Annotated in this window: 12 protein-coding genes; 4 read left to right on the plus strand and 8 right to left on the minus strand. The window is 73.7% G+C overall.

Annotated features, from left to right (window positions below):
* The 4 genes from E1165_RS25515 to E1165_RS25530 all read right to left on the minus strand — a co-directional run.
* Window positions 1-343, minus strand: a 343-nt coding sequence (locus E1165_RS25515; protein WP_207917036.1) for a universal stress protein, incomplete at its 3' end; no start/stop codon positions are given.
* 107 nt (window positions 344-450) lie between these two features.
* The gene (locus E1165_RS25520; protein WP_132394277.1) at window positions 451-2,562 is read right to left on the minus strand and encodes a M48 family metalloprotease; all 2,112 of its coding nucleotides are present in this window, start codon (window positions 2,560-2,562) and stop codon (window positions 451-453) included.
* Window positions 2,559-3,041 carry a hypothetical protein gene (locus E1165_RS25525; RefSeq protein ID WP_132394278.1) on the minus strand — a complete coding sequence of 161 codons (483 nt, stop codon included), beginning with the start codon at window positions 3,039-3,041 and terminating at the stop codon, window positions 2,559-2,561. Before E1165_RS25525 ends, E1165_RS25520 begins: the two co-directional genes overlap by 4 nt.
* A gap of 51 nt (window positions 3,042-3,092) precedes the next feature.
* Window positions 3,093-3,359 (minus strand): hypothetical protein, encoded by a 267-nt coding sequence (locus E1165_RS25530; protein WP_207917037.1) that lies wholly within the window; start codon window positions 3,357-3,359, stop codon window positions 3,093-3,095.
* 158 nt (window positions 3,360-3,517) lie between these two features.
* Between E1165_RS25530 and E1165_RS25535 the strand changes: the two genes are divergently transcribed.
* The 3 genes from E1165_RS25535 to E1165_RS25545 all read left to right on the plus strand — a co-directional run bounded on the left by E1165_RS25535 (window position 3,518) and on the right by E1165_RS25545 (window position 6,119).
* Window positions 3,518-4,021: a GNAT family N-acetyltransferase gene (locus E1165_RS25535; protein WP_132394279.1), complete on the plus strand. Its 504-nt coding sequence runs from the start codon at window positions 3,518-3,520 to the stop codon at window positions 4,019-4,021.
* A 10-nt stretch (window positions 4,022-4,031) separates the two neighbouring features.
* A complete protein-coding gene (locus tag E1165_RS25540) occupies window positions 4,032-4,664 on the plus strand; it encodes a hypothetical protein (protein WP_132394280.1) in 633 nt (210 codons plus the stop codon).
* A 132-nt stretch (window positions 4,665-4,796) separates the two neighbouring features.
* Window positions 4,797-6,119, plus strand: a complete 1,323-nt coding sequence (locus E1165_RS25545) for a hemolysin family protein (protein ID WP_132394281.1) — start codon at window positions 4,797-4,799, stop codon at window positions 6,117-6,119.
* A gap of 47 nt (window positions 6,120-6,166) precedes the next feature.
* On the opposite strand, the gene E1165_RS25550 is transcribed toward E1165_RS25545, so the two are convergent.
* The 4 genes from E1165_RS25550 to E1165_RS25565 form a co-directional block, all read right to left on the minus strand.
* A complete protein-coding gene (locus tag E1165_RS25550) occupies window positions 6,167-6,478 on the minus strand; it encodes a PRC-barrel domain containing protein (RefSeq protein ID WP_132394282.1) in 312 nt (103 codons plus the stop codon).
* A complete protein-coding gene (locus E1165_RS25555; protein WP_132394283.1) occupies window positions 6,465-6,845 on the minus strand; it encodes a hypothetical protein in 381 nt (126 codons plus the stop codon). The genes E1165_RS25550 and E1165_RS25555 overlap by 14 nt, the downstream gene beginning before the upstream one ends.
* Complete coding sequence (locus E1165_RS25560; RefSeq protein ID WP_132394284.1) at window positions 6,842-8,068, minus strand: NRAMP family divalent metal transporter; 1,227 nt, start codon at window positions 8,066-8,068, stop codon at window positions 6,842-6,844. Before E1165_RS25560 ends, E1165_RS25555 begins: the two co-directional genes overlap by 4 nt.
* Before the next feature lie 119 nt (window positions 8,069-8,187).
* Window positions 8,188-8,577 (minus strand): PaaI family thioesterase, encoded by a 390-nt coding sequence (locus E1165_RS25565; RefSeq protein WP_132394285.1) that lies wholly within the window; start codon window positions 8,575-8,577, stop codon window positions 8,188-8,190.
* A gap of 100 nt (window positions 8,578-8,677) precedes the next feature.
* Here E1165_RS25565 and tyrS point away from each other — a divergent pair, with 100 nt between their 5' ends.
* Window positions 8,678-9,961, plus strand: a complete 1,284-nt coding sequence (gene tyrS / locus E1165_RS25570; protein ID WP_132394286.1) for a tyrosine--tRNA ligase — start codon at window positions 8,678-8,680, stop codon at window positions 9,959-9,961.
* The last annotated feature ends 578 nt before the right edge of the window (window positions 9,962-10,539 follow it).

Here is a 10,539-nt window from a genome sequence, read left to right on the forward strand (position 1 = left end):
GCCCCCGACTGCCCACCACCACCAGCTCGGCCCGGCGGGATGCGGCGACCAGGGCGGCGCCCGGCCCACCGGCGACCTGGTGCACCTCGACGGTTAACCCGGGCCAGCGGTCGGCCAGCTCGGCGGCGGCGGTCTCCAACATCCGGCGCGACTCCTCGGTGGGCGCCGGCATCCCCAGGTCGTACGGGTTCAGCGGCACGCCGTAGCCGAGCGGGTGCAGGTAGCCGTGCACCAGGTGCAGCGGCCGGCGTCGCCGTACGGCCGCGCGGGCCGCATGCTCCGCGGCGACCAGGCTCGACGGTGATCCGTCGACGCCCACCACGACAGGTCGGTTCATCGGCACTCCCCGGGGTCGGTCAGGTCATTGTCGACGTACCCGTTCTCCCGGGCCGGCATTCGGCCGGGACGCGCCGTCGGGCCTCGACGCGGTGGACACGCGCCGGTTGGTGGTCACAACGGACCTGTCCGGCCCTCCGACGTACCCAGCGAGCTCATGCGGGGCTTGCGCTGCCACGTCGGGCGTCCGGAGAGGGCGCCGGCGGTTTCCGCGTGTGCCGCACCGGCGGCACCGGAGCCCGCCACCAGGGCACGGACGGCGAGCGTCGCGGCGACGGCGAGCAGGACGATCCCGAGACCCGCGCCGAGGTGGGTGCCGACAGCGAGCAGGACGTCACCGGGGCGGGGCGGTTCGGGCGAGTCCGCCCACTGCGCCAGCCGCGCGTCCAGGCCGGCGGCGAGCACCACTGCGGCGACCCCGCCGGCCAGCGGTCCGGCCGACGCCCGGGGCAGGGCGGCGGCCAGCGTAACCGCCACCAGCAGCGCCAGTTGGAGGGTGAGCGCGGTGACCGGTGCGCCGAGGTCGGGTTCCAGCCGGGCCCACAGCCGCGCCGCCAGAGCGTCGGCGAGGCCGACCCGGGGCAGCACCAGCGCCAGCAGGGCGCCGGCCAGGGCCGCCCCGGCCGCCGGCACCAGCGCGGCGCGGCCCGCCCGGCGTACCGTCACCGCCAGCAGGGTGACCACGCCCAGCGCCAGCACGGCCGCCGCCCAGGCCGTGGACACGGCGGTCAGTGGCACCCGTACCGCGTCCAGCGGACCGCACTGGACCAGGTGGTGGGCGCACTCGTTCGCCCGGCCGCGCAGCCACAGCGTGGTCTCCCAGCCCAGCACCAGCACCCCGACGGCCACCGGCAGGGCCGGCAGCAGCAGCAGCCGGCGACCCGCCGAGGTGGTCGGGCCGGTCCGTTCCAGCAGCCCGGTCAGCCACCGGCTCAGCAGTACCGTGCCGAGGGCGAGGAGCAGCAGACCCGACAGTGGCACCCCCTCGGGGCGGCTCTGGTGGACCAGCCCGTCGTACGGCGCGAGGTACGTGCCGACGAACAACCCGACGCCGAAGACCAGGCCGAGCAGGCCGGGCCGCGCCGGCCGACCGACCAACCGCCGTCCCCGCGCGTCCCGCCACGCGCCGTCGGCCAGGAAGATCGCCGGCTGGATCACGGCCAGCGCCAGCACCGCCAGGGCACCCCAGGCCACCCCGCCGGCCGGCGGCCAGGCCAGCACCTCGGCAATGCGCAGCAGGTCGACCAGGAGCTGCACGTTGGCCAACGCGACCCCGGTGAACACCCCGCCGGCGAGCATCAGCCCGAGCGGAAGGGCGAGCGCGGCCGCCGGGTCGGCCAACCCGGCGAGCCGGTTCGCCACGCTCGGGTGCCGGTCCCAGAGCCGCTGCCACGCCCGCGCCCACCGCACCTCCGGTGTGTCGGCACGCCCACCGCCGCGCAGGGCGGCCCGGACGCCGTCCGGGTCCACACCGGCGGCCCGGGCGTCGGCCTGCTGCTCCCGCAGCCGTAGGAAGGCCCGGGTGACCAGCTCGGCGGTGACGGCGACCAGGGCGGCCCGCAGCACGATGCCGAGGACCGTACCGGTGGCCGGCGGCCGGTCCGCCCAGGCGAGCTGGGCGAGCAGCAGCAGCGCGGTGGCCACGGCGGTGACCCGGGTGCTGATCCGCAGCACCGTGGCGAACCGCAACCGCAGCAGGTCGTGGTTCTGCACATGGGCCAACTCGTGCCGGAGCACCGCCTCGAACACCAGGCGGCCCTGCGGCCCCTTGGCGGGCAGGGCCAGCAGCTCCGGCCCGAGCGCGACGTACGGCTTGTGGTCCGTGCCGCCGGTGAACGCGCGCCGTCCCAGCTGCGGGCCGAGCAGCACCGGGGTGTCGCGGCGCAGCCGCACCGAGGCGAGCACCTCGGCGATCACCCGCTCGGCGGCGCCGAACACCTCCGGCGGGATCGGCCGGGTACGCCGCCGGTGCAGCCGGGTCTGCCAGGCGAAGACCGCCGCGCCGGGCACCGCCATGAGGTTGAAGAAGTTCGACATCCGCACGAGCATCTCGCTGCACGGGTGGTCGAGCACGTCGCCGAGGCCGCAGCCGGGCCGGGCGAGCACCGACAGGCCGAACTCGACGGCGAGCAGCACCGCCGTGCTGAACACCAGGGCGGCCAGCGGCAGCAGCAGGAAGCCCGTCTCGTCCGGTCGTCCCCGCCACACCGGGGGCGGGGCGCTCATCGCTCCGGTTCCCGGTCCAGCAGCAGCGCCCCCACCACGGCGTCGGCGATCGTGGCGGCCAGCGGAAACGTGACGCCGAGCGCCTCGGCCCGGGCGACGGCGACCTCCCGCACCCGGGCCAGTTGCTCCCGGCTGAACTCGACCGGCGCCGACGCCGGCGGGGCCGGTTCGCGGCGGCGGCGCAGGGCCCCGAACAGACCCCGGGTGGCGCGCCCGCCGAGCTGCTCCAGCTCACCCTCGGCGCCCCGCAGCAGCGCGGCGGTGACCGACGCGCTGACCAGCGTGACCACCGGCGTGATGGTGGCGACCGCCTCCAGCACCCCGAACTCCAGCCGGCCGCCGTCGGTCGAGGCGTCCGCGCCGGTGAGGTAGGGCGCGGCGAGCACGTCGAAGGCGGGCAGCTCCTCGGGGGCGATCCGGGCGACGACGGTACGGGCGAGGGCGGCGGTCCACTGCACGTCGGCAGCTCTGCGTGGCATGCCTCCTTGGTACCGACCCGTCGCCAGGGGTGCCAACGCCGGAGGTGTCCGCTATCCGTCCCGCTCGCCCGCCCCGCTACGTCGGTGGACGATCAGCTCGTCCACCTCCAGCCGGCCGATGCGCAGGTCGCGGAGCACGGCGCGGCGCACGGCCAGCCGGCCGACCGCCAGCACGCCGAGCGCGGTCGCCCCGCCGGCCAGCGCGGCCACCGCCAGCGCGCCGGTGGCGGCGGCGCCGGTGGCGCGGGCGCCGGCCGCCACCGCTGAGACGGCCCGGGCATCGGTGACGGCCGCTGTCCGGCGACGCGATGGGCGCATGGCCCGATTCTCCGGCCGGTGGGCCCGATCCCGCGGCACGGCGGGCCACCGGTCCACCGGCCGGGTGACCGGGCGACCGGCGCCGCCGTTCGGTGGGTGGGTGCGGCCGCGCGGCCAGCGGCCCGGAGGTTGTCGGTCCGGGTGCGTATCCTCCGGCGGTGACCCTCGACCTGCGCCTGCGTCCGGTACGCGACGACGACCTGCCGCACTTCTTCGCCCACGAGCAGGATCCGGAAGCCGGCTGGATGGCTGCCTTCGGTCCGGCCGACCCGGCCGACCGGGTGGCCTTCGACGCGCACTGGGCCCGGCTCCGGGCCGACCCCCGCATCGTGCCGCGCACGGTCGTCGTCGGCGGCGAGGTGGTCGGCCGGGTGGCCGCCTTCCCGGTCGACGAGCGCACCGAGGTCAGCTACTGGATCGATCCGCGACGCTGGGGCCGGGGGTACGCCACCGCCGCGCTGGGCGCGCTGCTGCGCGAGCTGCCGCAACGGCCGGTGTACGCCCGCGCCGCGAAGGACAACCGGGCCTCCCTGGCGGTGTTGCGCAAGTGCGGCTTCGTCGTGGTCGGCCAGGACGCGGGCTTCGCCCACGGCCGCCGAGCGGAGGTCGAGGAATGGGTGCTCCGGCTGCCCGGCGAGCCGGCTGACCAGGGCAAGCGCTAGTCTCCCCGGGGTGAACTGGCTGGAACTCGTCGGCTGGGCCGGCTCCGCGCTGCTGGTCTGGTCCCTCCTGCAGACGCGCATCCTGCGGCTGCGCGCGCTCAACCTGGTCGGCTGCCTGATCCTGATCGGCTACAACGCCGCGGTGGCGGTCTGGCCGATGGTCGGCCTCAACGTGGTGCTCGCGGTGATCAACGTGTGGTACCTGCGGAAGATGCTGACCACCCGGCACGACGAGCAGACCTACCAGGCGGTGGAGGTGGGGGTCGACGACCGGTTCCTGGCGCACACCCTGCGGGTGCACGCGGCCGACATCGCCCGGTTCAACCCGGGCTTCCGCTGGGCGTCGTACGAAGCCCAGCGTTCGGCGTTCCTGGTGCTCAAGGCCGACGAGGTGGTCGGGGTGGTGCTGTCGCACGCCGAGGCCGACGGGGTCGCCCAGATCGACCTCGACTACGTCACCCCGAGGTTCCGCGACTTCACCCCCGGCGAGTTCGTGTACCGGCGCAGCAGCCTGTTCACCGAGCGCGGCTTCCGCCGGGTGGTGAGCCCGCCCGGCATGGTCGCCCCCTACTACCACCGGTTGGGGTTCCGCCCCGAGGGCGGGGCGTACGTGCTCGACCTTCCGGCGTCCACGCCGGCCTGACCGCGATCGGCCCGCCGGGAGGATTCACCGCCCGTCACAGCGGGCACACAGCCCCCTACGCCGGGCGGGTCCTCCGCCCGGCGGCGTCGGCCGTCCGGCCGACGCCCCTGGCGGCGAGGGAGAGAACCGGGCGTGCAGAGCTACTGGAGCCAACTGGCCCTGGTCGGAGTCTTGGTCGTCCTGAACGCGATCTTCGCGGGTAGCGAGATGGCGTTGGTGTCGCTGCGGGACAGCCAGGTCCAGCGGCTGGAACGCACCAGCCGGGCCGGGCGGGTGCTCGCCCGGCTGGCCAAGGACCCCAACCGGTTCCTCGCCACCATCCAGATCGGCATCACCCTGGCCGGTTTCCTGGCCTCGGCCGCCGCCGCGGTCTCCCTGGCCGAGCCGCTGGTGCCGCTGTTGGGTTTCCTCGGCGGCGCGGCCGGGACGGTCGCCATCGTGTCGGTCACCCTCGTGCTGACCTTCGTCACCCTGGTCTTCGGCGAGCTGGCCCCGAAACGGATCGCGATGCAGTCCGCCGAGCGCTGGGCCCTGGTGGTGGCCCGCCCGCTGGACCTGCTGGCCACCATCAGTCGTCCCGCCGTCTGGGCTCTCGGCGCCACCAGCGACCTGGTGGTACGCCTGTGCGGGTTGAACCCGGAGCACGAGCCCGACGAGATCGGCCCGGACGAGCTGCGGGACATCGTCGCCGGCAACCACGGATTCACCAAGGAGCAGCGCACCATCATCGCCGGCGCCGTGGAGATCGCCGACCGGCAGCTCAAGGCGGTGCTGGTGCCCCGGTTGCAGGTCTTCACCCTCGACAGCGGGACCACGGCGGAGGCCGCCCGGCTGCTGCTGGCCGCCACCGGCCACTCCCGGGCCCCGGTGGTCCGCCACGGTGGCCTGGACGACGCCGTCGGGGTGATCCACCTGCGCGACCTGGTCGGCGTGCCCGACGAGCGTCCCGTCGACGAGATCGCCCGCCCGCCGATGCTGCTGCCCGAGTCGCTGCCCGTGGTGGACGCGCTGCGCCAGTTCAAGGCCGAACGCCAGCACATCGCCCTGGTGGTCGACGAGCGCGGCGCGGTCGACGGGATCGTCACCCTGGAGGACATCCTGGAGGAGATCGTCGGCGAGATCTACGACGAGACGGACCGGGACGTCCGCGGCGCACGCACCGAGACCGACGGGGCGTTGCTGGTGCCCGGTACGTTCCCCGTGCACGACCTGCCCGATCTCGGCGTCGAGGTGCCCGGCCGCCCGGCCGGCGACTACACCACCGTCGCCGGGATGTTGCTGAGCTGCCTCGGGCACATCCCCACCGTGGCGGGGGAGAAGGTCACCGTCGACGGCTGGGAGGTGGAGGTTGCCGCCATCGACCACCGGGCCATCACCCAGGTACGGCTGCGCCGCGCCACCCTGGTCGAGGAGGCTCCCGACGCGGAACCGGTCCTCGACGAGGCCCGCCGCTGACCCGCGCTGGCCGACGCGCCGCTCAGCCGCCCGGCGGTCCGCGCCGCTCAGCCGCCCGGCTGACCGAACGGGAAGTCGGGCACCGGCGGCAGCAGCTGCACCTGGTCGGCGGGCAACTGCCGGGTGCTGCGGCTCAACGCCCGGGCCACCAGGCGGATCGCCCACGGACCCGACGGGTGACGCTCCGCCCCGATCAGCCGCCCCACCACGTTGCCCCACCAGTGCCCGGTGACGATTACGTCGGTCAGCCGCAGCCGGCCGTCCGGGTAGCTGCCCCGCACCACCACGTCCACCACCCGGCCGAGCCGCCGCCCGTGCAGGTCGTACGCGGCCCGGCCGAGCAGGTCACCCGCCCGCACGGCCCGCCCCCGGGATGAGGCCGATCAGGTGGCGACGCAGCCACACCTCCACCGGCGGGGGCGGCAGCTCGTCGGCGCGGCAGCGCAGCCACACCGCGCTGTCCACCCGCCCCACCAGGGTCATCGGCAGGCGCAGCGGTGGTACTGGCGGGTTCTCGCTGAACCGGTCCGCGACCGCAACCAGCAGCCGGCCGATCCGCCCGCCGATCCGCCGACCGAGCGCGTGTTGGCCGCTGAGCAGGCACACGACGTACGGGTAACCCTCGTCGTCGACAGCGAACTCGACGTCGTCGACCTTGCCGACCAGCCGCCCGTCGACGTCGACGATCTGCCGGTCCAGCAGCTGCCGGCCGAGCTGGATCCTCACCGCCCCATCCCCGTCGTCACCGCGAGCGGGATCGCGGCCACCGAGGCGGCCACGATGACCATCAGGAAGACCGCGCCGAGCAGGTTGGCTGTCCGCCCGTTGACGCGGTCGCCCAGGTACGTCCGGTCGTTGGCCACGATCAGGATCGGCAGATACGTCAGCGGCAGCGCCACCGCGCTGGCCACCAGCATGTGTTCGGTGAGCCGTACCGGATCGACGGTGGTGCACAGCACCAGCATCCCGATCAGTACGCTGACCAGCAGCACCGCGTGGAACCGGGCCGCCTCGCGCGGGCTGACCCGTTTGCCCCACTGCCAGCCGAAGTACTGTGCCGCCGCGTACGCCGCCGACAGTCCCGTCTCGAGGGCCGCGCCGAACGTCACGGCGAAGAACGCCAGCGCCGCGATCGCCAGCCCGATTCCGCCGAACGCCAGCACCACCGGCGCGGCCACCTCGTCGAGGCTCGACACCGACGTGCCCGTCGGGTGCAGCACCACGGCCGCCGTCGCCACCAGCGACAGCGCGAGGAACCCACCGAGCGGGAACCCCACCAGCACACTGAACCGGGCGTCGGCCAGGTCGCTGGCGCTCCACTTCTCCTCCACCCCGCCCGAGGAGAAGAAGAACACCTCGTACGGGCTGACGGTGGAGGCGAACAGCGCTACGGCCACGAACCAGTACGCCCCCCAGCCCTGCCCGTACGCCTCCGGGCGCAGGGCTCCGCGACCCAGCGCCGCCCAGTCGGTGGGCAGCCAGAACAGCGCCGCCGCGAAGACCACCAGGGTCAGTCCGGCCAGCCCGAACACCCGTTCCATCAGCTGGAACCGCATCCGCCACAGCACCAGCCACACCGCGAACGTGGCCACCGGCACCCACAGCAGGTAGCTCACCCGGGAGGCCAGTTGCAGGGCCAACGCGGCGCCGCCCAGTTCCGCTGCCAGGGTGAGCACCGTGACCAGGTAGGAGGCGGCCAGGTTCAGCAGCGCCACCCGGGGACCGAGCCGTTCCCGGACCAGGTCGAACACCGCCCGGCCACTCACCGCGGCGATCCGGCCGGCCATCTCCGCGTACGCGCAGATGCCGACCACCCCGAGCAGCAGGACCCAGGCGTGTCCCATGCCGAACCGGGCGCCGGCCTGGCTCGCCGCCACCAGGTCGCCGATGTCGACGAAGCCCCCGACGGCCGAGAGCACGCCGAGCGTGGCGGCGAGGAGCTTCCTCACGTCGGATCGCGGTCGACCGGTCTCATCGACGCGACCATATCCGCGTACCGGGGGCGTTTTCGGGCAAACCCGGCAGGTGGTGCCCTAGCCGCCACGCGGCCGTTCCGCCGGGCGGCCGGTCAGCCGGCCGAGAGGTTATGCAACCGCACCTGCCCTCGGGAGACCAGCCGCCCCGCGGCGTCGGTAATCTCCACCTGCCACAGCTGCTGGCTGCGTCCCCGGTGCACGGGCGTGCCGACCGCGGTGAGTTCCCCGTCGCGGACCGCCCGCAGGAAGTCCGTCTGGTTGGAGACGCCCACGACCCGCCCCCGCCCGCCGAGCCAGATCGATCCGCCGACGCTGGCCGCCGTCTCCACCACCGCGCAGTACACCCCACCGTGCTGGATACCGAACGGCTGGTGCAGCTCGGGGCGTACCTTCCAGCGAATCACCACCCGGTCGGCGCCGACCTCGTCGAACGTCAGCCCGAGCAGGCCGACCAGGCCGCCCGTGATGTCCGGCGTCTCCACAACCGTTCCTCCTCGCCTCGCCGAGGTCGCAGCCTAACCGGCGGGGGATCGGCCAAGCCCGGTACGGCCCGACCCGCGGCATGGGGGAGAATCGGTGACCGTGACCGACAGCAACCTCCCGCGCGGGCGGGACTCCCTGACCGACGACCTGCGGTGGCGGGGCCTGATCCAGGACTCGACCGGCCTCGACGAGCTGCGTGAGCTGCTCGACGGCGGGAGCGCCACCTTCTACGTGGGCTTCGATCCCACCGCGCCCAGTCTGCACGTCGGCCACCTCATGCAGGTCACCACGGCCCGCCGGCTCCAGCTCGCCGGGCACCGGCCGCTGCTGCTCGTCGGCGGCGCCACCGGCCAGATCGGCGACCCGAAGGAGAGCGCCGAGCGCAGCCTCAACCCGCCGGAGGTCGTCGCCGGCTGGGTGCGACGCATCCGCGACCAGCTCGCGCCGTTCGTCTCCTACACCGGGGAGAACGCCGCGCAGCTGGTGAACAACCTGGACTGGACCGGCGAGATGTCGGTGGTCGAGTTCCTCCGGGACGTCGGCAAGCACTTCCCGGTGAACAAGATGCTGGCCCGTGAGGTGGTCAGGGCCCGGCTGGAGACGGGCATCAGCTTCACCGAGTTCAGCTACCAGCTGCTGCAGGCCAACGACTTCTACGAGCTGCACCGCCGGTACGGCTGCCAGCTCCAGTACGGCGGCTCCGACCAGTGGGGCAACATCACCGCCGGCGTCGACTACATCCGCCGCCGCGGAGCCGGCCCGGTGGAGGCCTTCACCACCCCGCTGGTCACCAGGTCGGACGGCACCAAGTTCGGCAAGACCGAGGGCGGCGCGGTCTGGCTCGACCCCGAGATGACCAGCCCGTACGCCTTCTACCAGTTCTGGGTCAACGCCGACGACCGGGACGTGGCCCGCTACCTGCGCTACTTCAGCTTCCGCTCCCGGGAGGAGATCGAGGCGCTGGAGAAGGAGGCGGCCGAACGACCGGCGGCCCGCACCGCACAGCGCGCGCTCGCCGAGGAGTTGACCACCCTCGTGCACGGGGAGCGGGAGATGGCCCAGGCGGTCGCCGCGAGCCAGGCGCTCTTCGGTCGCGGCTCGCTCGACGAACTCTCGCCGGAGACCCTGCGGGCGGCGCTGACCGAGGCTGGTCTCGTCCACCTCGCCGAGCTGCCGGACGTGGCGGGCTTGCTCAAGGAGTCGGGCCTGGTGCCGAGCATGAAGGAAGCCCGCCGGGTGATCGCCGAGGGCGGCGCGTACGTCAACAACGCCCGGGTGACGGACACCGACGCGGTCGTCGCCCCGGAGGATCTGCTGCACGGCCGCTACCTGGTCCTGCGTCGAGGGAAGCGGTCCTTCGCCGGGGTCGAGCTGCGCGGATAACGGTACGAGCAGGGTGTGACGCGGGACGCCCCCGGCGGATTTGACGATCAACTTGCCAGGGGCGTAACTTTCCTCTGCAGCGCGGAACGGGCGAGACAGGGCGAGAGCCCTGGCGGCCGGAGCGCGGGAATGGACCTCGGGTCTCGGTGGTTGACCCCATCGGAGCTCGGGACCGGGTGGTGCCCCTGGATTCGCCGCGAGGCGGATTTGGCGGGGCGGAGCCGGCCGGGTATGGTTGACGACCGGCAGGGCACCGGGCGAGCGTGCGGGAAGTCGCAGCGGCCGGCCTGCCGAGCATCCAGGACATTGCCGACACGATTCGGCTGTCTGGTGATGCGCCCGGGTGGTATCTGGAAGCGGCAAAACCGGGAAACATCGGTTTGACGCGGTGGATACCTCCGGGTAGCGTAGTAAAAGTGCTCGCCGCGCTGGTGGTGGGCGTTGGAGGAAGTGCCCCTGCTGGGGCCTCACGGTGTGGGGTTTCTGGTGGGTGTGTGGTTGTTTTTTGAGAACTCAACAGGGTGCTTGTTAAGCCAGTGCCAATTATGATTGATACCCCGTGCTGGCTGGGTCTGCTT

The organism is Micromonospora sp. KC723 (assembly GCF_004348595.1).
GTDB lineage: Bacteria > Actinomycetota > Actinomycetes > Mycobacteriales > Micromonosporaceae > Micromonospora.

Bases quoted from the DNA above. Each gene is read 5' to 3' on its own strand.
- E1165_RS25520 (WP_132394277.1), bottom strand. From the start codon at position 2,562: ATGAGCGCCCCGCCCCCGGTGTGGCGGGGACGACCGGACGAGACGGGC.
- E1165_RS25525 (WP_132394278.1), bottom strand. From the start codon at position 3,041: ATGCCACGCAGAGCTGCCGACGTGCAGTGGACCGCCGCCCTCGCCCGT.
- E1165_RS25530 (WP_207917037.1), bottom strand. From the start codon at position 3,359: ATGCGCCCATCGCGTCGCCGGACAGCGGCCGTCACCGATGCCCGGGCC.